The sequence below is a fragment of the Roseivivax isoporae LMG 25204 genome, from assembly GCF_000521865.1.
In the GTDB taxonomy this organism is placed as follows: Bacteria; Pseudomonadota; Alphaproteobacteria; order Rhodobacterales; family Rhodobacteraceae; genus Roseivivax; species Roseivivax isoporae.
Window position 1 is genome coordinate 11,372 of sequence record NZ_JAME01000034.1, and the last position, 21,969, is coordinate 33,340.

A 21,969-nucleotide genomic window follows, 5' to 3' on the forward strand; every position below is an offset into this window, starting at 1 on the left:
ATGAGCTCCGCCCGCCGCAACCCGCTGAATGCCGCCGCCATGCACGGCGCGCTGATCCTCTACACGCTGATCGCGCTGTTCCCGGTCTTCGTGATCCTCATCAACAGCTTCAAGGAACGGCGCGCGATCTTCCGCGAACCGCTGGCGCTGCCCGACGGCGAGAGCTTCTCGCTCATCGGCTACCAGACGGTGCTGAAGCAGGGCGATTTCCTGCTCTACTTCCAGAACTCGATGATCGTGACCGTGGGATCGCTGTTCTTCATCCTGCTCTTCGGGGCGATGGCAGCCTACGCGCTGTCGGAATACCGCTTCCGCGGCAGCCTGCTCATGGGGCTCTACCTGGCGCTCGGGATCATGATCCCGATCCGCATCGGCACGGTCGCGATCCTCGAGATGATGGTGGCGACGGGGCTCGTGAACACGCTCTGGGCGCTGATCCTCGTCTACACCGCGCAGGGCCTGCCGCTCGCCGTGTTCATCCTGTCGGAGTTCATGCGCCAGGTGTCGGACGACCTGAAGAATGCGGGCCGCATCGACGGGCTGTCGGAATACACGATCTTCTTCCGGCTGGTGCTGCCGCTGGTGCGCCCCGCCATGGCGACGGTCGCGGTCTTCAACATGATCCCGATCTGGAACGACCTCTGGTTCCCGCTGATCCTCGCCCCCTCGGAAGAGACGAAGACGCTGACGCTCGGCAGCCAGGTGTTCATCGGCCAGTTCGTCACCGACTGGAACGCGGTCCTGTCGGCGCTCAGCATGGCGATCCTGCCGGTCCTCGTGCTCTACGTCATCTTCTCGCGCCAGCTCATCCGCGGGATCACGTCGGGAGCGGTGAAATGACCCGGGTGCTTATCGCCGGCCTCGGCACCATGGGGCAAAGCCACGCGCTGGCCCACCACGTCCACCCGGACGCCGAGATCGTGGGGCTCGTCAACCGCTCGGCGGTCGACCTGCCGGAGGCGCTGTCGGACTATCCGCTCTACGACGATTTCGGCGCGGCGCTAGAGGCGACGGCGCCCGACCTCGTGGTGGTCGCCACCTATTCCGACAGCCATGCCGACTATGCCTGCGCGGCGATGGAACGCGGCGCGCACGTCTTCGTCGAGAAGCCGCTCGCCACGAACGTCGCCGATGCCGCGCGCGTGGTCGAGACGGCGCGCGCCACGGGCCGCAAGCTGGTCGTGGGCTACATCCTGCGCCATCACCCGAGCTGGCAGCGCCTCATCGCCGAGGCCCGCGCGCTGGGCGGTCCCTACGTGTTCCGGCTGAACCTCAACCAGCAATCGTCGGGCGCGGAATGGGAGACGCACAAGGCGCTCATGCGCACGACCTCACCCATTGTCGATTGCGGCGTGCACTATGTGGACGTGATGTGCCAGATCACCGATGCCGAGCCGCTGCGCGTGCACGGCATCGGGCTCAGGCTCTCGGACGAGATCGCGCCCGACATGTACAATTACGGGCAATTCCAGGTCGTCTTTTCGGACGGGTCGGTCGGCTGGTACGAGGCCGGCTGGGGTCCGATGATGTCCGAGACCGCGTTCTTCGTGAAGGACGTGGTCAGCCCGAACGGCGCGGTGTCGATCTCGGACGGGAACAAGGGCGCGTCGGCCGATGTCGACGGCCACACCCGGGTGGGCGCGCTGAAGGTGCACCGCCCGGACGGCGACACCGACATCGCCCTGCCCGACGAACCCGGCCACCAGGCGCTCTGCGACGCCGAGCAGGCCTATGTCCTGCGCGCCATCGCCGAGGACATCGACCTGTCCCGCCACATGACCGACGCGGTGCAATCGCTCGCCATCTGCCTTGCGGCGGACCAAAGCATCCGCACCGGCGCCCCCGTATCGCTCAAGGAGACCTCCGCATGACCGCCCTGACGCTCGCCTCCGTGAACAAGAGCTTCGGCAAGACACATGTGCTCAAGGACATCGACCTCGAGGTGCAGGACGGCGAGTTCGTCGTCTTCGTGGGCCCCTCGGGCTGCGGCAAGTCCACGCTGCTGCGGGTCATCGCGGGGCTCGAGGACGCGAGTTCGGGCGACATCGTGATCGGCGGCGCGCGGGTGAACGAGACGCCGCCGTCGAAGCGCGGCATCGCCATGGTGTTCCAGTCCTACGCGCTCTACCCGCACCTGAACGTGCGCGGCAACATGGCGCTGGCGCTGCGGCAGGAGGGGCGGCCCAAGGCCGAGATCGCCCAGCGGATCGACCGCGCCGCGGGCATGCTGAACCTCAAGGCCTATCTCGACCGCTACCCGTCGGAACTGTCGGGCGGCCAGCGCCAGCGGGTGGCGATCGGGCGCGCCATCGTGCGCGAGCCCAAGCTCTTCCTTTTCGACGAGCCCTTGTCGAACCTCGACGCGGCGCTCCGGATGAACACGCGGCTCGAGATCGCCAACCTGCACCGGCAGCTCGGGGCGTCGATGGTCTATGTCACCCACGACCAGACCGAGGCGATGACCCTCGCCGACAAGATCGTGGTGCTGCGCGACGGGCGCGTGGAGCAGATCGGCAGCCCGATGGCGCTCTACAACGACCCCGCGAACCGTTTCGTCGCGGGCTTCCTCGGTGCGCCCTCCATGAACTTCTTCCCCGAGGATCTCGTGGCGGGCGGCACGCACCGGACGCTCGGCGTGCGGCCCGAGGACCTGTTCCTGTCGGAGGACGGCGCGCTCGCCGCGCGGGTACGCCACGTGGAGCAGCTTGGCGGTGACACCAACGTGATCGCGGACGTGAGCGGGCACCAGATCACCGCGCGGCTGTTCGGCCAGCACGCGATCGACCCGGGCCAGGAGGTGCGCTTCGGCTTCGAGCCGCGCAGGGTCTACCGCTTCGACGCCGAGGGCGCTCGCCTGCACTGACGCCCCCTCCGAAACGCGAAAGGGGCGCGGTCCTCGACCACGCCCCTTCGGACGTTCCTGCAGGCGCTGCGGATCAGCCCGCGGTCGCCGGTTCCTTCTTCTGGTCGGCGTAGATCATCAGCGGCTTGGCGTCGGAGGTCACGGCCTCCTCGTTCACCACCACCTCGACCACGTCGTCCATGCCCGGCAGCTCGAACATGGTGTCGAGCAGGATGTCCTCGAGGATCGACCGCAGGCCGCGCGCGCCGGTCTTGCGCGCGATCGCGCGCTTGGCGATCGCGGTCAGCGCGTCGTCGGTGAAGGTCAGCGTCGTGTCCTCGAGCTCGAACAGGCGCTGGTACTGCTTGACCAGCGCGTTCTTCGGCTGGGTCAGGATGGTGACCAGCGCGTCCTCGTCGAGATCCTCGAGCGTCGCCAGAACCGGCAGACGGCCGACGAATTCCGGGATGAGGCCGAACTTCAGCAGGTCCTCGGGCTCGAGGTCCTTGAAGATCTCGCCCACGCCGCGGTCGTCGATGTTGCGCACGTCGGCCCCGAAGCCCATGGCGGACCCCTTGCCGCGCGCCGCGATGATCCGGTCGAGGCCCGCGAAGGCGCCGCCGCAGATGAACAGGATGTTCGTCGTGTCCACCTGCAGGAATTCCTGCTGCGGATGCTTGCGCCCGCCCTGCGGCGGCACCGACGCGACGGTGCCCTCCATCAGCTTCAGCAGCGCCTGCTGCACGCCCTCGCCCGACACGTCGCGCGTGATCGACGGGTTCTCGGACTTGCGGGTGATCTTGTCGACCTCGTCGATGTAGACGATGCCGCGCTGCGCCCGCTCGACGTTGTACTCGGACGATTGCAGGAGCTTGAGGATGATGTTCTCGACATCCTCGCCCACATACCCCGCCTCGGTCAGGGTGGTCGCGTCGGCCATGGTGAACGGCACATCGAGGATGCGCGCCAGCGTCTGCGCGAGCAGCGTCTTGCCGCACCCCGTGGGACCGATCAGCAGGATGTTCGACTTGGACAGCTCGATGTCCGAGGATTTCTGCGAGTGGTTCAGCCGCTTGTAGTGGTTGTGCACCGCGACCGACAGCACGCGCTTGGCCGTGATCTGGCCGATCACGTAATCGTCGAGCACCTTGCAGATTTCCTGCGGCGTCGGGACGCCGTCGTGGCTTTTCAGCCCCGAGCCCTTCGTTTCCTCGCGGATGATGTCCATGCACAGCTCGACGCACTCGTCGCAGATGAACACCGTCGGGCCGGCGATCAGCTTACGAACCTCGTGCTGGCTCTTGCCGCAGAAGCTGCAATAGAGCGTGTTCTTGCTGTCGCCGCCTGAGTTCGTCGCCATATCAAACCTTTCCCGGCCCTCGCGTCGACCGGCCTTCGTCTTGCGCTCACCCTGCGCTTCCCGCGTGCGGCCGTCCTGGCGACCGCCTGTCGGGAAACCTTAGGACAGGCCATGCCCCGTCACAATCGCAAATTATGTCACCGGAGCGTACGCTCCGGGCCGTTGCCTAACCGTTAGGAGGTCTTGGACTCCGCCGCCTTGCGGTCCTCGACGATCTCGTCGATCAGGCCCCATTCCTTGGCGTCCTCGGGCGACATGAAATGGTCACGCTCGAGCGCCTGTTCAACCTTCTTGAGCGTCTGGCCGGTGTGACGCACGTAGATCTCGTTCAGGCGACGCTTGAGCTTCAGCGTCTCCTCGGCGTGGATCATGATGTCCGTCGCCTGGCCCTGGTAGCCGCCCGAGGGCTGGTGCACCATGATCCGGCTGTTGGGCAGCGAGAAGCGCATGCCCGGCGCGCCGGCGGTCAGCAGCAGCGAGCCCATGGACGCCGCCTGCCCGATCACGAGCGTCGAGACCTTGGGCCGGATGTACTGCATCGTGTCGTAGATCGACAGGCCCGAGGTCACCACGCCGCCCGGCGAGTTGATGTACATCGAGATGTCCTTGGACGGGTTCTCGGCCTCGAGGTGCAGCAGCTGCGCGACGATCAGGCTCGACATGCCGTCGTGCACCGGGCCCGACACGAAGATGATCCGCTCCTTCAGGAGGCGCGAGAAGATGTCGTAGGCGCGCTCGCCCCGGCTGGTCTGCTCGACCACCATAGGAACAAGGGTGTTCATGTAGGTTTCATACGGATCGTGCATCTGCGGCCTGCCTGCTCTGTCTCGGGAATGTCTGTCCGTCTCGCGTCGATGGAGTCTTAGTGACCGCCCCGCACGGGTGCAAGGGGCGCACCCCAGATCACGCACCGCGCGCCCGCCGTTGAAGCCGCGCAACGCCCCGCTACAATCGCCCCGAACGACGAGGGGAGAGGACGGGAATGCAGGCGCTCGAGACGTTTCCACCCGACCGCGACAGCGCGTGCGCGCGGCTCGAGGCGTGGATCCCGCAGGCCGGCCGGCACTACGCGACGCGGCGCAACCACGACACCGGCCCGGGCACCCGGGACGGCGTGTCGCAGCTCTCGCCCTACCTGCGCCACCGCATCCTGACCGAGGAGGAGGTGCTGGCGGCGGTACTCGCCCGCCATTCCCGCGCCGGCGCGCAGAAGTTCATCGACGAGATGTTCTGGCGCACGTACTTCAAGGGCTTCCTCGAGATGCGCCCGACGCTCTGGGGCGCCTACTGGGGCGAGCTGGCCCTGGCCTGGGACCAGGTCCAGACCGAGGCGGGCCTGCGCGCGCGGTGGGAGGCCGCCTGCAGGGGAGAGACGGGCATCGACTGCTTCGACGCCTGGGCGCACGCACTGGTCGAGACCGGCTACCTGCACAACCACGCGCGGATGTGGTTCGCCTCGATCTGGTTGTTCACGCTGAAGCTGCCGCTGGCGCTCGGCGCGGATTTCTTCCTGCGCCATCTCTGCGACGGGGACCCGGCGTCGAACACGCTGTCCTGGCGCTGGGTGGGCGGCCTGCACACCCCCGGCAAGACCTATCTCGCGCGGGTGTCCAACATCTCGAAATACACCGAGGGCCGGTTCCGCCCGCTGCACCAGCTCGCGTCCGAGGCGCCGGCGGTCCAGGGCGCGCCCAACCCCGAACGGATGGCTGCGCCCGGGAGCGACCGGCTCGACCCCGCGCGCCGGTCGGTGCTGCTCCTGCACGAGGACGACCTCAGCCCGGGCTGGATGTTCGACGCGGGCCTCGCCCCCCTCGCAAGCGCGACGCTCGACGCCACGCGCCGGCTGTCGATCCTCGAGCCCGCGCCCCATGTGGGCGCGTTCAAGCGGGCGGCGCTGTCGGACTGCGTGGCACGCGCTGCATCGCGGCTCGGCCAGGTGACCGAGGGCCTGAAGGACGCCGAATCCATCGTCGCCTGGGCCCGCGCGGCGGGGGCCGAGCAGATCGTCACCTCGCACCCGCCCGTGGGGCCGGTCGCCGACCTCCTCAAGGGCGTGACCGGCCTGCCGGTGGTGCGGCTCCTGCGCCCGTTCGACGCGCGGGCCTGGCCGCACGCCACGGCGGGCTTCTTCAAGTTCAAGGACCGCATCCCCGCGCTCCTCGGAGAGATGTCGGGCATCCGCGCCGCCTGACGGGCCGCGGGGCGGCCGGGGCTTTCCCCGGCCCGCGCCGGGTGGCATGAGGGACCGCAAGCCACGCGGAGCCCGTCCCATGCACGCGACCCTCACCGTCCTGGCCCTCTGGGCCGCCGGCCTCGGCGCCGCGGCGCAGTTCGCGAAGCTTGCCGTGGGATTCGAGGCGCTTGGCGCCGCCTACCCCGAGGCGGGCGCGGCCCTCGGGCTCGCGGTCTCGTCCCTGAGCGTGATGGGCCTGATCTTCGGGCTCTCGGGCGGCGTCGCGGTGGCGCGGCTCGGCGCGCGGCGGGCCTTGGTGACGGGCCTGCTCCTCGGGGCGGCGATGTCGGCGCTGCAGGCGCTGTCGCCGGCGCTGCCGCTCTTCCTCGCCACGCGGGTGGTCGAGGGCGCCTCGCACATCGCCATCGCCATCGCCGCGCCGACCATGATGGCCGAGCTCGCGGGCGCGCGCCTGCGCCCCGCCGCGATGACGCTCTGGAGCACGTTCTTCGGCGTGGCCTTCGCGCTCGCGGCGCTCGGGGGACCCGCGCTCATCGCCCGCTACGGCCTGCCCGGCCTCTTCGGGCTGCACGCGGCCTACATGGCCGCGATGGCGGGAGTCCTGGCGGCGCTCCTGCCCGCGATCCCCCGCGCGCCCGCGGCCGCGACCGGCTCCGGTCAGGGCTGGATCGGCCAGCACGTGGCGCTCTACCGCGCGCCGCACCTGTCGGCACCGGCGCTCGGCTGGCTGTTCTACACGCTGACCTTCGTCGCGCTCCTGACGCTCCTGCCGCGGGTGATGGGCCCCGAGATGCCACGCTGGCTGCCCGCGGCGCTGCCGCTCGCCTCGATCGGCGCAGCTCTGACGGTCGGCACGCTCCTGCTCTCGACGCTGTCCGCAGTCAGCGTGGTGATGGTGAGCTTCGCGCTCTCGGCCGCGGCCGCCCTCGCCTGGATCGTGACCGGCGGGGCCCCGCCCGTGGCGCTCGCGCTCTTCCTCTGCCTCGGGCTGGTGCAGGCGGCGAGCTTCGCCGCGGTGCCGGAACTCGCGCGGAGCCCGGCGGAGCGCGCGCTCTCGAACGGCGCCGTGGCGCAGATGGGCAATCTCGGGAACCTGGCGGGAACGCCGCTCATGCTGGCGGCACTCGGTGCGGGCGGCGGCACCGCGGCACTGGGCCTCGTGCTCGCCGCCTATCTCGCGGGCCTCGCGGTCCATGCCGCGCTGGCCCGCGTGCGGGCTCAGCCCATCTCGGACAGGCGCGCGACGTAGCGGGCGAGCGTGTCGATCTCGAGGTTGACGAGGTCGCCCTCCTCGACCGCGCCCCAGGTGGTGACCTGCTTGGTGTGCGGGATGAAGTTGATGCCGAAGGTCGTGCCGTCGACCTCGTTCACCGTCAGCGACGTGCCGTTCAGCGCCACCGACCCCTTGGGCGCGATGAACCGCGCCAGCGCCTCGGGCGCGCGCAGCGTCACGCGGGTGCTGTCGCCCTCGTCGCGGATGCCCACGACCTCGGCGGTGCCGTCCACGTGGCCCGACACGATGTGCCCGCCCAGCTCGTCGCCCACCTTCAGGGCGCGCTCGAGATTCACTCGGTAGCCCACGCTCCACGCGCCGAGATTGCTCTTCGACACGGTCTCGGCGCTGATCTCGACGTCGAACCAGTCGGCGCCGGTGCGCACCACGGTCAGGCAGACTCCGTCGCAGGCGATCGACGCGCCCAGATCGACCGTGCGGGTGTCGTAGGCGGTCTGGATGCGCGCGCGCAGGTCGCCCCGCTGCTCCAGCTCGCGGATCTCTCCCACGTCGGTCACAATTCCGGTAAACATGTTCTGCAGCCCTTTCCGCATCCTGAACCGGTGCCGGCCCGCGGCTCGTCCCGGCCGGTCCGAAGGCCCTGCATCGGACCGCCGCGCCGGGCCTTAATTTGGTCGAACTCCGCCGCTAGGCTGCCCCCTCGGACGCCACGGGAGATAGACGGGTCGCATGGGCAAGGCAACCGGAGAGAGACGGGTTTTTCTGTTCCTCCAGGGACCGCACGGCCCGTTCTTCAACCGCCTTGGCGCCATGCTGCGCAAGACCGGCGCCGAGGTCTGGCGCGTGGGCTTCAACGCCGGCGACCGCGCCTTCTGGTTCCATCCGCAAAGCTACATTCCCTATCACGGACCTGCCGAAGACTGGCCCGCGGCGCTCGAGGAGCTGCTCGAGACGCGGGGCGTCACCGATCTGGTGCTCTACGGCGACACCCGGCCCGTGCACGGCGCGGCGGTCGAGGCCGCCCGCGCCCGCGGCCTCCGGGTGCACGTCTTCGAGGAAGGCTACATGCGGCCCTACTGGGTCACCTACGAGCGCGGCGGCGCGAACGGGCATTCGCGGCTCATGCACATGTCCGTGACCGAGATGCAGGAGGCGCTGCGGCTCTCCGACATGGAGGCGCCGCTGCCGCCCGGCCACTGGGGCGACATGCGCCACCACATCTTCTACGGCGCGCTCTACCATTTCTTCGTGCTGTTCCGGAACGGCGCCTATCGCAACTTCCGGCCGCACCGGTCGCTGAGCGTGCTCGACGAGTTCCGCCTCTACCTCAAGCGGCTCCTCCTCATGCCGGCGACGGCCCTCGAGCGCATGGCCGCGACGCTGCGCATCCGCCTCGGCGGCTTTCCCTACCACCTCGTGCTCCTGCAGCTCGAACACGACGCGAGCTTCCAGAAGCATTCGCCCTTCGCGCGGATCGCCGATTTCCTCGAGGTGGTGATCGAGGGCTTCGCCAGCGGCGCCCCCGGGCACCACCACCTCGTCGTCAAGGCGCATCCGCTCGAGGATGGCCGCGCCCCCGTGCGCCGCACGATCCGCGCGCTCGCCCGCGCCCACGGCGTGGCCGACCGCGTGCATTTCGTCCGCGGCGGCAAGCTCGCGCAGCTTCTGAACGACGCGCGCACCGCGGTCACGGTGAACTCGACCGCCGGGCAGCAGGTGCTCTGGCGCGGCATCCCGCTCCGCGTCTTCGGCCAGGCGGTCTACGCCAAGCCGGAATTCGTCTCGACCCAGGCCCTGCCCGAGTTCTTCGCCGAACCCGCGCGCCCCGACAACCGCGCCTACAAGGACTACCGCCGCTACCTGCTCGAGACGAGCCAGCTTCCCGGCGGCTTCTACTCGGCGCGCGGCCGCCGGCAGCTCCTGCGGCAGGTCGTGGACATGATGCTCGCCGCCGACGATCCCTACGACGCGCTGCGCCGCGGCACCGCCGCGCCGCGCCAGCAGCTGCGCGTGGTGACCTGAGCCGCCCCCTCCGCAGGGTCAAAGCGAATACCGACACTCCTTTGCCGATCGCGGGTCGAATCGCGGCGCGCCGGCAACACTCGGGGCCGGGCGCCGTGGCGCAAGACGCGCCGAACCTTCCGCGCGAGCCTTTTCTTGGTAGAGTGTCGAAAAAAGCACCGAGGCAGACAAGAACAGGTCGAGGAGACCGAGCAGTGAAACGTTCCCCCTCCAAATGGACGCGGGGCATCGCGCTTCTGGTCGCGACGTCCCTTCTGGCGTCCTGCGGCCTGCCGCGCGTGGGCCCCAACAAGCGCGAGATCTATGCAGGTTCGGTGCAGCGGCAGGGCGACGCCTTCATCGTGTCGGTGAACGACCGCGTGACCCGAGCCACCGCGGTGGTGCCGGCGCTCGGATTCAGCGACGCCTTCATCAATGCGGGCCAGGTCGGCTCGGACACGATCAGCCCCGGCGACTCGCTGGGCCTGACGATCTGGGAAAACGTGGATGACGGCCTGCTCGCCGGCGAGGGCGTGAACGCCACCGTGCTCGAGGAGGTGCAGGTCGACGGCGCGGGCTTCATCTTCGTGCCCTATGCCGGGCGCATCCGCGCCGCGGGCAACTCGACCGAGGCGGTGCGCCGCATCATCACCGAACGCCTGGGCGACCAGACCCCCGATCCGCAGGTGCAGGTGCGCCGTCTCGCGGGCGACGGGCAGACCGTGTCCGTGGTGGGCGCGGTGTCGGGCCAAGGCGTCTACCCGATCGAGCGGCCGACGCGCACGCTCGCCTCCATGCTCGCCAATGCGGGCGGGCTCGCCATCGAGCCCGAGATCGCGCAGATCAAGGTGCAGCGCGGCGGCCAGACCGGCACGATCTGGTTCCAGGACCTCTACGAGAACCCGCATTACGACATCGCGCTCCGCGGCGGCGACAAGATCCTCGTCGAGGAGGACACGCGGTCCTTCACGGCGCTCGGCGCAACCGGCACGCAGGCGCGGGTGCCGTTTGAGAGCCAGACGATCTCGGCCGTCGAGGCGATCGCGCAGGTGGGCGGGCTCGTTCCGACCGCCTCGGATCCCACGGGCGTCTTCGTCTTCCGCAACGAACCCGCCGACATCGCCAACCAGGTGCTCGGGCGGAGCGACCTCGTCGGCGCGCAGCGGCTCGTCTACGTGCTGGACCTGACGCGGCCGAACGGGCTCTTCCATGCCCGAGACTTCGTGATCCGCGACCAGGATCTCGTCTACATCACCGAGGCGCCGTTCACCCAGTTCTCGAAGGTGATCTCCTCGGTGACGGGCACGCTCGGCACCGTGTCGACGCTGGCGACGACAGCCAACACCGTGTCCGGCAGCGGAAGCTGACCACCTTGGTCCGGCCTTGGGGTGCGGACGGCGCCGGGGAGGACCCTCCCCGGCGTCTTCGCGTCTTCACCGCGCGCCTTGCGACCGATCCGCGGCTGAAGCGCATCCTCGCACATGACGGCTGGCAGGTCGCGCCGGGCTGGCCACGCGCCGGGGACGCGGTGGGCGTGTGGGGCGCCTCGCCCCATGCCTGGCGCGGCCTCGCCGTCGCGCGGCGCACGGGCGCGCCGGTCGTGCGCATCGAGGACGCGTGGCTGCGCTCGCTCCGTCCGGGCCGCGCGGGCGAGCCGCCGCTCGGGCTGCTCGTCGACCGCACGGGCGTGCATTTCGACGCGCGCAAGCCCTCGGACCTCGAGACGCTGCTGGCGACGCATCCCCTCGACGACGCGGCGCTCCTCGACCGGGCGCGGGGAGCCATGGCGTGGATGCGCCGGGCGCACCTGTCGAAGTACAGCGCGACCGATCCGGACCTGCCCTGCCCCGCGCCGGGCTACGTGCTGGTGATCGACCAGACCCGCGGCGACGCCTCTGTCTCGGCCTCGCTGACCGCGCCCGAGGCCGCCCGCGCGCGGTTCCGCGAGATGCTGTTCATGGCCCGGGACGAGCATCCCGGCGCCCGCATCGTGATCAAGACCCACCCCGAGACGCGGGACGGTCACCGGCCCGGCCACTTCACGCCGGAGGACCTGTCGGATCGCGTGAGCTTCTGCACCGATCCCGTGTCGCCCTGGGCGCTGCTCGAAGGCGCCGCGGCGGTCTACACGCTGTCGTCGCAGATGGGGTTCGAGGCGATCCTCGCGGGCCACAAGCCGCGCGTCTTCGGCACGCCGTTCTACGCGGGCTGGGGGCTCAGCACCGACGAGGACGTGCTGCCGCGCCGGGGCCGCGCGCTCACCCGGGCGCAGCTCTTTGCCGCGGCGGTCCTGCTCTACCCGGTCTGGCATGATCCCTACCGGAACCGGCGCGCCGCGCTCGAGGACGTGCTTGGCGCGCTCGACGCGCAGGTGCGGGCCTGGCGCGAGGACCGCGCGGGCTGGGTCGCGCGCGGCATGCGGCTCTGGAAGCGGCGGCCGCTGCAGCGCTTCTACGGCAGCGGCCGCGGCGTCGTCTTCGAGGACGACCCCGCCCGCGCGGCCGCGCGGGCCGCACGCGACGGACGGCGCCTGATGGTCTGGGCCGGGCGCGCGGAGCCGGGCGAGACGGCGGTGCGGGTCGAGGACGGGTTCCTGCGCTCGCGCGGGCTCGGCGCCGAGCTGGTGCCGCCGCTGTCGCTCGCGGCCGACGACATGGGTATCTACTACGACCCGCGCACGCCCTCGCGGCTGGAGCGGCTGATCGCGGAGGCGGCGGACCTGCCCGACGACCGGCGCCAACGGGCGCGCCGCCTGATCCGGACCCTCGTCGCCTCGGGCGTGTCGAAGTACAACCTCGCCGGCGCCGTGCCGGACCTGCCCGAGGGGCGGCGCATCCTCGTGCCCGGCCAGGTCGAGGACGACGCCTCGATCCTCTGCGGTACCGATGCCGTGGCGACGAATGCCGCGCTGCTCGCCCGCGTGCGCGACGAGAACCCGCATGCCGTGATCGTGTGGAAACCGCATCCCGACGTGATCGCAGGTCTGCGGCAGGGCCATGTGGCCGACCCGCTGCGCTGGGCCGACGTGGAGGTCGGCACCTGTGACATGGCCGCGCTCCTGAAGGAGATCGACGAGGTCTGGACCATGACCTCGCTGACCGGGTTCGAGGCGCTCCTGCGCGGGCGGCGGGTGGTCGCGCTCGGCGCGCCGTTCTACGCGGGCTGGGGCCTGACACGGGATCTCGGGACGGTGCCCGCACGCCGGCTGGGCGGACGACGGCCGGATCTCGAGGCGCTCGTCCACGCCGCGCTCGTCGACTACCCGCGCTACCGCGACCCGGTGACCGGCCTGCCCTGCCCCGTCGAGGTCGCGGCCGAACGCCTCGCGCGGGGCGAGGTCGCCCATCCTGGAATCGCGAACCGCGCGCTGTCGAAACTGCAAGGCCTCTTGGCGAGCCGCGCGCATCTCTGGCGCGGACGCCGCCCCGGCTAGCGGCGCACCCAGCGGTGCAGCACGTCGCCGCCCGCGGGCCGCGTGTCCACGAGCCGGAAGCGCGGCGCGGCGTCGAGCCGGTCGAGCCCTAGCGCACCGATCGCCGGCTGCCCCTCGGCGCCGATCGCGAGCCCTGCGGTGAAGCCCACCAGTTCGTCCACGAGGTCGGCCGCAAGCAGCGTCGCGGCAAGCGTGCCGCCACCCTCGCAGAAGACGCGCGTCAGGCCCGCGCCCCCGAGGGCCGCCAGCAGCGCGGCCGGATCGAGCTGCCGCCCCTGCAGCGGGCACGGGATCAGCCGCGCGCCGAGCCCCTCCCACGCGCGGCGCGTCTCGGGATGGGCCTCGGGCCCGTGCACCATCCAGACCGGGACGTCGCGCGCGGTGCGCGCGAGCCGGCCCATGAGCGGCACGTCGAGGAGCCGCGAGGCGACGATGCGCACCGGCTGCATCACCGCGCCGCGGCCCCGCACGGTCAGGTCGGGATCGTCCGCGCGCGCCGTGCCCGCCCCCACCATCACCGCGTCGTGGCTCGCCCGCAGGCCGTGCACGACCGCGCGCGCGGCGGGCCCGGTGATCCAGCGGCTCTCGCCGGTCGCGGTGGCGATGCGCCCGTCGAAGCTCGTGGCGAGCTTGAGCGTGACCCGCGGGCGGCCGGTCTCGATCCGCATGAAGAAGCCCGCATGATCGCGGGCGGCCTCATCGGCGCCGATGCCGGTGACCACCTCGAGCCCCGCGGCCCGCAACCGGGCAAAGCCGCGCCCCGACACCCGCGCGTCGGTGTCCTGCATGGGGGCCACGACCCGCGCGATGCCCGCCGCGATCAGCGCATCGGCACAGGGCGGCGTGCGGCCGTGATGCGCGCAGGGTTCGAGGGAGACGTAGGCCGTGGCGCCCCGCGCCGCGGCGCCCGCGCGTTCGAGCGCCAGCGCCTCGGCGTGCGGACGTCCGCCCGGCTGGGTCCAGCCGCGGCCGACCACGTGGCCGTCGCGCACGATCACGCAACCCACGGCCGGATTGGGCCAGGTGCGCCCCGCGCCCCGTCGGCCCAGGCGCAGCGCGTGGGCCATGTGGCGCTGGTCGTCGGCGCTCACTTCTCGGCGGCGGCGTCGGGACGCAGTTCGCTGACGAACCGGTCGAAATCGTCGGCGGCCTGGAAGTTCTTGTAGACGCTCGCGAACCGCACGTAGGCGACGGTGTCGATCCGGGCCAGCGCCTCCATCACGATCTCGCCGATCTGCTTGGACGGGATGTCGGTCTCGCCCATGGATTCGAGGCGCCGCACGATCCCCGAGATCATCTGGTCGATTCGCTCGGGATCCACCGGGCGTTTCTGCATGGCGATGCGGATCGAGCGCTCGAGCTTGTCGCGGTCGAAATCCTCGCGCCGGCCGTTCGACTTGATGACGACGAGGTCCCGGAGCTGCACGCGTTCATAGGTGGTGAAGCGGCCGCCGCAGGCCGGGCAGAACCGCCGGCGGCGGATCGACACGTGGTCCTCCGCGGGTCGCGAATCCTTCACCTGCGTGTCGATGTTTCCGCAAAACGGGCAGCGCATCTGGCCTGTCTCCCCCTCGTCTGGTCGTGGCCGCGGACCGCGCGTCCTGACGGCGATGGGGTGCCGCCCCATTTATCCACAGCCACTATAGGGGGTCTGCCAGAAATTGGGTAGGGGTCAAATCCTGTCGCAAGATGCGGGGCATGCGGAGAAAAGGTCAGGCAGCGAGGTGCGCCACCACCTCGCGCCGGTGCCGCGCGTCACGATGTTCGAAGAGGTAGATGCCCTGCCAGGTGCCGAGCGCCATGCGCCCGCCCGTCACCGGGATCGACAGCGACACCGGCAGGAGCGCGGCCTTGATGTGGCCCGGCATGTCGTCCGGCCCCTCGTAGGTGTGGGTGAGGTAGGACATGGACGGATCCGTGGTCGGCGGCACCAGCCGGCCGAGCCATGCGAGGAGATCCGCGCGCACCTCGGGATCGGCGTTCTCCTGGATCAGGAGGCTCGCCGAGGTGTGGCGCAGGAACAGCGTCAGGAGGCCCTCGCCCGTGCCTGACCCGCGGACCCAGCCCGCGATCTCGCCGGTGATCTCGGTCAGCCCCTGCCCGCGGGTCTCGAACGTGAAGGTGGTCTGCATGGCGTGCTCCTTTCCCCCGACCGAAACGCGGTGACGCGCCCGGGTCAAGCGCGACGCATCACAGCTGCGCCATCACGCCGGACCGTCACGCCGCGCGTGCTACCCTTCGCCAGGGCGCGCGGCGGGCGCGCCACCGGGAAAAGGGAGCGACAGATGAACGACATGACCCCCAAGCGGCGCATGACCGCGGCGGATTTCCATCCCGAGCTGCTCGAGCTCTACGACTTCTACGCCCATGGCCACATCTCCAAGCGGCAGTTCCTCGAACGTGCCGGCAAGTTCGCGGTGGGCACCGTCACCGCGGCGGCGCTTCTCGACATGCTGCTGCCGAACTACGCGCTGGCGGAACAGGTGTCGTTCAACGATCCCGACATCGTGCCCGAATACATCACCTATCCCTCGCCCGACGGGCATGGCGAGGTGCGCGGCTACCTCGTGATGCCGGCGAACGCCTCGGGACCGCTGCCCGGCGTCGTCGTGGTGCACGAGAACCGCGGGCTCAATCCCTACATCGAGGACGTGGCGCGCCGGCTGGCCAAGGACGGGTTCGTGGCGCTTGCGCCCGACGGCCTGACGAGCGTTGGAGGCTATCCGGGCAACGACGCCGAGGGCCGCGCGCTGCAGCAGAGCGTCGATCCGGAGAAGCTGATGAACGACTTCTTCGCCGCCTACGAGTTCCTGAGCGGACACGCGGCGACGACGGGCCGCATCGGCTGCACCGGGTTCTGCTATGGTGGCGGCGTGTGCAACGCGATGGCGGTGGCCTATCCCGAGCTCGGCGCGTCGGTGCCGTTCTATGGACGGCAGGCGGCGGCGGAGGACGTGCCGAATATCGAGGCGCCGCTCCTCCTGCACTACGCAGAGCTCGACGAGCGGATCAACGAGGGCTGGCCGGCCTATGAGGCGGCGCTGCAGGAGCACGGTAAGGCCTACACCGCCCACATCTATCCCGGCGTGAACCACGGCTTCCACAACGACTCGACCCCGCGCTACGACGAGGACGCGGCGACGCTCGCGTGGGACCGCACGATCGCGTTCTTCCGCGAGCACCTCGGCTGAGAAGCGGGCCGGTCAGGCGTCGCTGACGGCCACGCACTGGACCTGCGGCAGATCGGACGCCCGGTCGAAGAAGAGCGGCGAGCCATTGTCGGCAACGGCAGGGGTCGCCGCCACCTGCGCGAGCGTCTCGCGGCATTCGGCCAGTTCATGGGGCGCCACCTCGATTGTGACGATGCCGGGCTCGGCGGGACCAAGGACATCGGTCGCGGCGAGCGATGCGGCGGCGGCGCAGATCAGTGCGGCAGAGGCCAGTGCGACGCGGCGCAGGGAGGAAGTTTTCTGTGTCATGTCAACATGCAAACTGCGGGAGCGGCAAAAAGGTTTCCCGCATTGTTGCAAAGCCGCGTGAACGATCCGTTGACGGCACCGCGATTTCCCCTGCAACCGCGCGCGCTCGCGGGGCGTTGGGCGCAGACCATCGAAACGATCAGGGGAAGGAAACCAAATGTCCCGAACACTCTTCATCACCGGCGCGTCCTCCGGCATCGGCGCGGCGACAGCCCGCGCGGCGGTCGAGGCCGGCTGGAAGGTCGGGCTCTTCGCGCGATCCGAGGACAAGCTCTCGGCGCTCGTGGACGAGCTGGGCAGCGACAACGCCGTGGCGATCCCGGGCGACGCGTCGGATTACAATGCGCAGGCCAAGGCGGTGGCGAACCTCGCCGAGGTCTGGGGCGGCATCGATGCGGCCTTCGCGAACGCGGGCACCGGCCTGTCCGCGGCAGGCACCGAAGCCGGCGACCCCGAGGAATGGGAGCGCATGATCCGCCTCAACGTCATGGGCGTCCTCTGGACCGCCAAGGCCGCCATGCCGCACCTGCGCGAACGCAAGGGGCACCTCGTGCTCACCGGCTCGGCCGCCGGGCGCACGCATATCAAGGGTTCGGTCTATTCCGCGTCCAAGTGGTTCGTGCACGGCTACGGCGGCAACCTCGCCGAGGAGATGCGGGAATGGGGCGGGCGCTGCACCGTCGTCGCGCCCGGCATGGTCGACACGCCGTTCTTCGAGGAGGCCAAGCCCGACAAGCTGCAGCCCGAGGACATCGCGCGGTCGGTCGTCTTCGCGCTCGAGGCCGACCCGCGGTCGAACGTGCAGGAAATCTTCGTGATGCCGACGCGCTGAACGTCGGTACCGCGCGCGCCGGGACACCCAGCGCACCTCGCGCGCCGCATGAAGCGGCGCGCGCAATCGCCTGACAGGATTGGGGAACGGCCGTCAGCCGAAGATGCCGTCGCCCTGCTCGTCGATCATCTGGCGCGCCTTGCGCACCGATGCCTCGACGGCCTGGTCGCGGTCGTCTAGCGTGTCCGCGCGGATCAGGCGGTGCACCTTTGCCTCGCCGTCCACCACGCGCTCGATCCGGGCCGCGATCCGCCAGCGACTGCCCTCGGGCATCGGGTCCGGGTGGATGGCGTAGCCCTTGTGATCCACGGGCTCCGCCTCGGTCGCAGCGGCATGCGAGGCCCCGCCGCCCTTGCCGAAGAGGCGTCCGAACAGCGACATGGCACGCTCTCCTACTGGTCGAGGAACGACCGCAGCTTGCGCGACCGCGAGGGATGCTTGAGCTTGCGCAGCGCCTTGGCCTCGATCTGGCGGATCCGCTCGCGCGTCACGCTGAACTGCTGACCCACCTCCTCGAGCGTGTGGTCGGTGTTCATGCCGATACCGAAGCGCATGCGCAGGACACGCTCCTCGCGCGGCGTGAGCGAGGACAGGACCCGCGTGGTCGTCTCCTTGAGGTTTTCCTGGATCGCGCTGTCGAGCGGCAGGATCGCGTTCTTGTCCTCGATGAAGTCGCCGAGCTGGCTGTCCTCCTCGTCGCCGATGGGCGTCTCGAGGCTGATCGGCTCCTTGGCGATCTTCATCACCTTGCGGACCTTCTCGAGCGGCATCTGCAGCTTCTCGGCCAGCTCCTCCGGCGTCGGCTCGCGGCCGATCTCGTGCAGCATCTGCCGGCCCGTGCGCACCAGCTTGTTGATCGTCTCGATCATGTGCACCGGGATTCGGATCGTCCGCGCCTGGTCGGCGATCGAGCGGGTGATCGCCTGCCGGATCCACCACGTCGCGTAGGTCGAGAACTTGTAGCCGCGGCGGTACTCGAACTTGTCCACGGCCTTCATCAGGCCGATGTTGCCCTCCTGGATCAGGTCGAGGAACTGCAGGCCGCGGTTCGTGTACTTCTTGGCGATCGAGATCACGAGGCGCAGGTTCGCCTCGACCATCTCCTTCTTGGCCTGCCGGGCCTCCTTCTCGCCCTTCTGGACCTGGGCCACGATGCGGCGGAACTCGCTGATGTCGAGGCCCACGTACTGGCCGACCTGCGCCATGTCTGCCCGCAGCTCCTCGACCTTGTCGGACGAGCGTTCGATGAACATCTGCCAGCCACGGCCGGACTTCTCGGCCATGCGCTCCATCCAGTTCGGATCGAGCTCGTGGCCGCGGTACTCGTCGACGAATTCGCGCCGGTTGATGCGGGCCTGGTCGGCGAGCTTCACCATCGCGCTGTCGATGGACATGATGCGCTTGTTGATGCCGTAGAGCTGGTCGATCAGCGCCTCGATGCGGTTGGTGTGCAGGTGCAGCCCGTTCACCAGTTCGACGATCTCGCCGCGCAGCTTCTGGTAGCGCGCCTCGTCCGCGTCCGAGAACGACCCGTCCTCGTTCAGCGTGGCCGAGATGCGGCTGTCCTGCATGGCCGCGAGTTCCTCGTAGTCGCGTGCCACCCGGTCGAGGGTCTCGAGCACCCGCGGCTTGAGCGCGGTCTCCATCGCGGCGAGCGACATGTTCGCCTGCTCGTCATCCTCGTCGTCGTCCTCGCGGCGGATCGGGTTGCCGTCGGCATCGTATTCCGGCTGCTCGGACTTCTGGGTCGGCGCCTCGGAGGTGTCGACGACCGGCTCGTCGAGTTCCGCCTCGTCGCCCATCTGGGTGCCGAAGGTCGTCTCGAGGTCGATCACGTCGCGCAGGAGGATGTCCTCGGACAGAAGTTCCTCGCGCCAGATCGTGATGGCCTGGAAGGTCAACGGGCTCTCGCAAAGCCCGAGGATCATGGTGTTGCGGCCGGCCTCGATGCGCTTGGCGATGGCGATCTCGCCCTCGCGGCTCAGCAGTTCGACCGACCCCATCTCGCGCAGGTACATGCGCACCGGGTCGTCGGTGCGGTCGAGCTTCTCCTGCCCGCCGGAGGACAGCGCGACGTCGCGGTTCGACGACGCCTGAACGAGGTCGGTCGACCCTTTCTGGTCGTCGTCCTCGGCCTCCTCGTCTTCCTCGGTGACCTGGATGCCCATCTCCGACAGCATGGACATGACGTCCTCGATCTGGTCGGAGGACACCTGGTCGGGCGGCAGGACCTGGTTCAGCTGGTCGTAGGTGATGTAGCCGCGCTCGCGGGCCTCGGCGATCATCTTCTTGACCGCCGCCTGGCTCATGTCGAGCGAGACCTCGTCTTCCTGCACCTCGGGCTTGGCGTCGTCGTTGTCCTTGGCTGCCATGCGATGCTCCTCTGAAGCGCGGTGCCGGTCGCGGCGATTCGATTAGCGCGAATCAATAGCGCGCTGGAACGATTCGGACACCCGGCCTTCCCGATTCTTTTTACTTGCGTTGCCGATTCGAATCGCCTGGCCTAGCGGCGCGGCTTCTCGAACCGGATTGTCTCCATCAGCGCGGCGAACGATTCCCGTTCTCCGCGATCAATTCGTGCGCCGTTCGCGCCAGTATCGTACTGCCTGTCGTCCTCCCGCGCGGCCCGCAGGGCCCGCGTCCGCGCCTCCGCGGCTTCGCGCAGACGCCATGTCACAGCCTCGTCCCCAAGGGCGTCGATGTCCTCGACCGCCTCCGCGATCTCGGCCTCGAGCCCCCGCGCCGCGGCAAGCTTCGCGAGCTCCTCGGCGATGGTGAGGCGCGCGAGTTCGGCATCGCCGGCGTTGCGGATGCAGGGCGTCACCGCCACATGGCGCGCCGAGAGCAGCGTTTCAAGGGCCTCCGCGCCAATCGCCGCCTCCGCGGCATGTCGGATCGCCTCGGCGCCGAGGCCCTCGGCCGCGGCCGACAGCAGGGCGTCGCGCAGCGCGGCATGCACCGGGTCGCGGCACGGCATCGCGTCGAGCGCGCCCTCGAAACGCTCGACCACGGCGGGCGTCGTCAGGCAGGTGGCGAGGATCACCGCCTCGCGCAGGCGGATCTCGCCCGCCTCGTCCGAGCCGAGGAGCGACGCCTTGGTCTGGGGCGCGGGCGGCTGCGGCACCGCCGCCCCGTTCCGCCAGGCGCGCCCGCCAGCCGTGCCGCCCGCCGCCTGTCCCCCGCGTCCGCGGCCGCGGAAGAGCGCCCAGCGCAGGTCCTTCAGCGCCTCGTCGTAGTGGTGGCGCAGATTCGGGTCGCGAATCGCCCCGGTCACCCCGCGCAGGCGGCGGTCGAGCGCCGCGCGCCGCTCGGGGCTGTCGAAGACCCGGGCCTCGGTCTCGCGCCGCCACAGCAGCTGCACCATGGGCAGCGCCGCGTCGAGGACCGCCTGCACCGCCGCCGGCCCCTCGCCCCGGATGAGGTCGTCGGGATCCTTGCCCTCGGGCATGAGCGCGAAGCGCAGCGAACGCCCCGCCTCCATCAGCGGCAGGGCGAGGTCGATCACCCGGTAGGCCGCGCGCAGGCCAGCCGCGTCGCCGTCGAGCGCGACCACCGGCTCCTCGGCGATGCGCCACAAAAGATCGAGCTGCCGGTCGGTGACCGCGGTGCCGAGCGGCGCCACCGCCGCCGGGAATCCGCCCTCGGACAGCGCGATCACGTCCATGTAGCCCTCCGCCACGATCAGCGGCGCGCCCCGCCCCGCCGCCTCACGCGCGGGGCCCACGTTGTAGAGGTTCATGCCCTTGTCGAAGAGCGGCGTCTCGGGCGAGTTGAGATACTTGGCCTTGTCCGCCGGATCCATGGCGCGGGCCCCGAAGGCCACCGCGCGCCCCCGCCCGTCGCGGATCGGGAACATGATGCGGTTGCGGAACACGTCGTAGGGCCGCCCGCCCCGGTCCGAGGCGCGGGCGAGCCCGGCCTCGAGGATCAGCTCGGCCGGGACGCCCTTGCCGGTCAGGTGGTCCCAAAGCGTCTGCCACCCGGCGGGCGCGAACCCGATCTCGAACCGGTCGAGCGCGTCCTGCGTCAGCTTCCGCCCCTCGAGATAGCGCCGGGCATCCGCCGCCGCGCCGGTCTGCAACTGCAGGCGGTAGAACTTCACCGCCTGCTCCATCACCTCGACGAGCTGCGTGCGGCGGTCGGCCTTTTCCTGCGCGCGGGGATCGCGGGCGGGCATCTGCATGCCCGCGGACGCGGCCAGCATCTCGACCGCCTCCATGAACCCGAGGTTCTCGCTCTCGCGCACGAAGGAAATCAGGTCGCCCTTCGCGTGGCAGCCGAAGCAGTAGTAGAAGCCCTTGCGGTCATCGACGTGGAACGACGCGCTCTTTTCCTGGTGGAACGGGCACGGGGCCCACATGTCGCCCTTGGCCTGGTTCGACTTCCGGCGGTCCCACGACACCTTGCGGCCGACCACGTCGGACAGCCGCGTTCGCTGACGCAGTTCATCCATGAAACCAGGGGGCAGACTCATGGCGCGAAATATGAGGCCGCCGCGCGCCGGAGTCGAGACGTCGCGGGCGCTCCGCGCGGCTCACCTCGCGGCCGGACGCCTGCGGCGCGCAGCGGGCCCGCTTGGTCATGCAAAAGC

The 21,969-nt window shown here is 70.2% G+C and carries 20 protein-coding genes; 10 read left to right on the forward strand and 10 right to left on the reverse strand.

Annotated features, from left to right (window positions below):
* Genes RISW2_RS18290 through RISW2_RS18300 form a run of 3 tightly spaced genes read left to right on the forward strand, consistent with a single transcriptional unit; the run spans position 1 to position 2,863 of the window.
* A complete protein-coding gene (locus tag RISW2_RS18290) occupies positions 1 to 840 on the forward strand; it encodes a carbohydrate ABC transporter permease (RefSeq protein ID WP_043773845.1) in 840 nt (279 codons plus the stop codon).
* The gene (locus RISW2_RS18295) at positions 837 to 1,871 is read left to right on the forward strand and encodes a Gfo/Idh/MocA family protein (protein ID WP_043773846.1); all 1,035 of its coding nucleotides are present in this window, start codon (positions 837 to 839) and stop codon (positions 1,869 to 1,871) included. The genes RISW2_RS18290 and RISW2_RS18295 overlap by 4 nt, the downstream gene beginning before the upstream one ends.
* Complete coding sequence (locus RISW2_RS18300; RefSeq protein ID WP_043773847.1) at positions 1,868 to 2,863, forward strand: ABC transporter ATP-binding protein; 996 nt, start codon at positions 1,868 to 1,870, stop codon at positions 2,861 to 2,863. Before RISW2_RS18295 ends, RISW2_RS18300 begins: the two co-directional genes overlap by 4 nt.
* 73 nt (positions 2,864 to 2,936) lie before the next feature.
* Here RISW2_RS18300 and clpX read toward each other — a convergent pair whose 3' ends face one another.
* Positions 2,937 to 4,202 (reverse strand): ATP-dependent Clp protease ATP-binding subunit ClpX, encoded by a 1,266-nt coding sequence (gene clpX / locus RISW2_RS18305; protein ID WP_043773850.1) that lies wholly within the window; start codon positions 4,200 to 4,202, stop codon positions 2,937 to 2,939.
* 173 nt (positions 4,203 to 4,375) lie between these two features.
* Positions 4,376 to 5,008 (reverse strand): ATP-dependent Clp protease proteolytic subunit, encoded by a 633-nt coding sequence (locus tag RISW2_RS18310; protein ID WP_043773852.1) that lies wholly within the window; start codon positions 5,006 to 5,008, stop codon positions 4,376 to 4,378.
* Between the two features lie 176 nt (positions 5,009 to 5,184).
* On the opposite strand from RISW2_RS18310, the gene RISW2_RS18315 reads away from it, so the two are divergent.
* Positions 5,185 to 6,396, forward strand: coding sequence for an FAD-binding domain-containing protein (locus tag RISW2_RS18315; RefSeq protein ID WP_043773854.1), 1,212 nt, complete (start codon positions 5,185 to 5,187; stop codon positions 6,394 to 6,396).
* Between the two features lie 79 nt (positions 6,397 to 6,475).
* Positions 6,476 to 7,648, forward strand: a complete 1,173-nt coding sequence (locus RISW2_RS18320) for an MFS transporter (RefSeq protein WP_043773856.1) — start codon at positions 6,476 to 6,478, stop codon at positions 7,646 to 7,648.
* Here RISW2_RS18320 and RISW2_RS18325 read toward each other — a convergent pair.
* The gene (locus tag RISW2_RS18325) at positions 7,618 to 8,205 is read right to left on the reverse strand and encodes a riboflavin synthase (protein ID WP_043773932.1); all 588 of its coding nucleotides are present in this window, start codon (positions 8,203 to 8,205) and stop codon (positions 7,618 to 7,620) included. The two genes, RISW2_RS18320 and RISW2_RS18325, sit on opposite strands and share 31 nt — an antisense overlap.
* 157 nt (positions 8,206 to 8,362) lie before the next feature.
* On the opposite strand from RISW2_RS18325, the gene RISW2_RS18330 reads away from it, so the two are divergent.
* The 3 genes from RISW2_RS18330 (at position 8,363) to RISW2_RS18340 (ending at position 13,067) form a co-directional block, all read left to right on the forward strand.
* Positions 8,363 to 9,655 (forward strand): capsule biosynthesis protein, encoded by a 1,293-nt coding sequence (locus tag RISW2_RS18330; protein WP_043773858.1) that lies wholly within the window; start codon positions 8,363 to 8,365, stop codon positions 9,653 to 9,655.
* Between the two features lie 194 nt (positions 9,656 to 9,849).
* Complete coding sequence (locus RISW2_RS18335; protein WP_043773859.1) at positions 9,850 to 11,001, forward strand: polysaccharide biosynthesis/export family protein; 1,152 nt, start codon at positions 9,850 to 9,852, stop codon at positions 10,999 to 11,001.
* A 5-nt stretch (positions 11,002 to 11,006) separates the two neighbouring features.
* On the forward strand, positions 11,007 to 13,067 hold the full coding sequence (locus tag RISW2_RS18340) for a capsular polysaccharide biosynthesis protein (protein WP_043773861.1): 2,061 nt from the start codon (positions 11,007 to 11,009) through the stop codon (positions 13,065 to 13,067).
* Here the strand turns inward: RISW2_RS18340 and ribD are convergent.
* The 3 genes from ribD to RISW2_RS18355 all read right to left on the reverse strand — a co-directional run bounded on the left by ribD (position 13,064) and on the right by RISW2_RS18355 (position 15,199).
* Positions 13,064 to 14,158, reverse strand: coding sequence for a bifunctional diaminohydroxyphosphoribosylaminopyrimidine deaminase/5-amino-6-(5-phosphoribosylamino)uracil reductase RibD (gene ribD, locus RISW2_RS18345; RefSeq protein WP_280113178.1), 1,095 nt, complete (start codon positions 14,156 to 14,158; stop codon positions 13,064 to 13,066). The two genes, RISW2_RS18340 and ribD, sit on opposite strands and share 4 nt — an antisense overlap.
* Entirely contained in the window at positions 14,155 to 14,622 is a 468-nt protein-coding gene (gene nrdR / locus RISW2_RS18350; protein WP_043773866.1) for a transcriptional regulator NrdR, read from the reverse strand. Before nrdR ends, ribD begins: the two co-directional genes overlap by 4 nt.
* 157 nt (positions 14,623 to 14,779) lie before the next feature.
* On the reverse strand, positions 14,780 to 15,199 hold the full coding sequence (locus RISW2_RS18355) for a secondary thiamine-phosphate synthase enzyme YjbQ (protein WP_043773869.1): 420 nt from the start codon (positions 15,197 to 15,199) through the stop codon (positions 14,780 to 14,782).
* Positions 15,200 to 15,361: 162 nt separating this feature from the next.
* Between RISW2_RS18355 and yghX the strand changes: the two genes are divergently transcribed.
* Positions 15,362 to 16,258, forward strand: coding sequence for a YghX family hydrolase (gene yghX, locus RISW2_RS18360; protein WP_043773934.1), 897 nt, complete (start codon positions 15,362 to 15,364; stop codon positions 16,256 to 16,258).
* Between the two features lie 12 nt (positions 16,259 to 16,270).
* On the opposite strand, the gene RISW2_RS18365 is transcribed toward yghX, so the two are convergent.
* On the reverse strand, positions 16,271 to 16,546 hold the full coding sequence (locus RISW2_RS18365) for a hypothetical protein (RefSeq protein ID WP_051492142.1): 276 nt from the start codon (positions 16,544 to 16,546) through the stop codon (positions 16,271 to 16,273).
* Positions 16,547 to 16,703: 157 nt separating this feature from the next.
* Here RISW2_RS18365 and RISW2_RS18370 point away from each other — a divergent pair, with 157 nt between their 5' ends.
* Positions 16,704 to 17,378 (forward strand): SDR family oxidoreductase, encoded by a 675-nt coding sequence (locus RISW2_RS18370; protein ID WP_043773871.1) that lies wholly within the window; start codon positions 16,704 to 16,706, stop codon positions 17,376 to 17,378.
* Between the two features lie 93 nt (positions 17,379 to 17,471).
* On the opposite strand, the gene RISW2_RS18375 is transcribed toward RISW2_RS18370, so the two are convergent.
* The 3 genes from RISW2_RS18375 to dnaG all read right to left on the reverse strand — a co-directional run bounded on the left by RISW2_RS18375 (position 17,472) and on the right by dnaG (position 21,852).
* On the reverse strand, positions 17,472 to 17,759 hold the full coding sequence (locus RISW2_RS18375; protein ID WP_043773873.1) for an HlyU family transcriptional regulator: 288 nt from the start codon (positions 17,757 to 17,759) through the stop codon (positions 17,472 to 17,474).
* Positions 17,760 to 17,770: 11 nt separating this feature from the next.
* The gene (gene rpoD, locus RISW2_RS18380) at positions 17,771 to 19,750 is read right to left on the reverse strand and encodes an RNA polymerase sigma factor RpoD (RefSeq protein ID WP_043773876.1); all 1,980 of its coding nucleotides are present in this window, start codon (positions 19,748 to 19,750) and stop codon (positions 17,771 to 17,773) included.
* Positions 19,751 to 19,881: 131 nt separating this feature from the next.
* On the reverse strand, positions 19,882 to 21,852 hold the full coding sequence (dnaG, locus tag RISW2_RS18385; protein ID WP_043773878.1) for a DNA primase: 1,971 nt from the start codon (positions 21,850 to 21,852) through the stop codon (positions 19,882 to 19,884).
* Positions 21,853 to 21,969: the final 117 nt, after the last annotated feature.

Excerpts from the sequence above, each read along its gene's own strand:
- RISW2_RS18290 (WP_043773845.1), top strand. The coding sequence starts at position 1 with ATGAGCTCCGCCCGCCGCAACCCGCTGAATGCCGCCGCCATGCACGGC.
- RISW2_RS18295 (WP_043773846.1), top strand. The coding sequence starts at position 837 with ATGACCCGGGTGCTTATCGCCGGCCTCGGCACCATGGGGCAAAGCCAC.
- RISW2_RS18300 (WP_043773847.1), top strand. The coding sequence starts at position 1,868 with ATGACCGCCCTGACGCTCGCCTCCGTGAACAAGAGCTTCGGCAAGACA.
- clpX (WP_043773850.1), bottom strand. The coding sequence starts at position 4,202 with ATGGCGACGAACTCAGGCGGCGACAGCAAGAACACGCTCTATTGCAGC.
- RISW2_RS18310 (WP_043773852.1), bottom strand. The coding sequence starts at position 5,008 with ATGCACGATCCGTATGAAACCTACATGAACACCCTTGTTCCTATGGTG.
- RISW2_RS18315 (WP_043773854.1), top strand. The coding sequence starts at position 5,185 with ATGCAGGCGCTCGAGACGTTTCCACCCGACCGCGACAGCGCGTGCGCG.
- RISW2_RS18320 (WP_043773856.1), top strand. The coding sequence starts at position 6,476 with ATGCACGCGACCCTCACCGTCCTGGCCCTCTGGGCCGCCGGCCTCGGC.
- RISW2_RS18325 (WP_043773932.1), bottom strand. The coding sequence starts at position 8,205 with ATGTTTACCGGAATTGTGACCGACGTGGGAGAGATCCGCGAGCTGGAG.
- RISW2_RS18330 (WP_043773858.1), top strand. The coding sequence starts at position 8,363 with ATGGGCAAGGCAACCGGAGAGAGACGGGTTTTTCTGTTCCTCCAGGGA.
- nrdR (WP_043773866.1), bottom strand. The coding sequence starts at position 14,622 with ATGCGCTGCCCGTTTTGCGGAAACATCGACACGCAGGTGAAGGATTCG.
- RISW2_RS18355 (WP_043773869.1), bottom strand. The coding sequence starts at position 15,199 with ATGCAGACCACCTTCACGTTCGAGACCCGCGGGCAGGGGCTGACCGAG.
- yghX (WP_043773934.1), top strand. The coding sequence starts at position 15,362 with ATGACCCCCAAGCGGCGCATGACCGCGGCGGATTTCCATCCCGAGCTG.
- RISW2_RS18365 (WP_051492142.1), bottom strand. The coding sequence starts at position 16,546 with ATGACACAGAAAACTTCCTCCCTGCGCCGCGTCGCACTGGCCTCTGCC.
- RISW2_RS18370 (WP_043773871.1), top strand. The coding sequence starts at position 16,704 with ATGTCCCGAACACTCTTCATCACCGGCGCGTCCTCCGGCATCGGCGCG.
- RISW2_RS18375 (WP_043773873.1), bottom strand. The coding sequence starts at position 17,759 with ATGTCGCTGTTCGGACGCCTCTTCGGCAAGGGCGGCGGGGCCTCGCAT.
- rpoD (WP_043773876.1), bottom strand. The coding sequence starts at position 19,750 with ATGGCAGCCAAGGACAACGACGACGCCAAGCCCGAGGTGCAGGAAGAC.
- dnaG (WP_043773878.1), bottom strand. The coding sequence starts at position 21,852 with ATGAGTCTGCCCCCTGGTTTCATGGATGAACTGCGTCAGCGAACGCGG.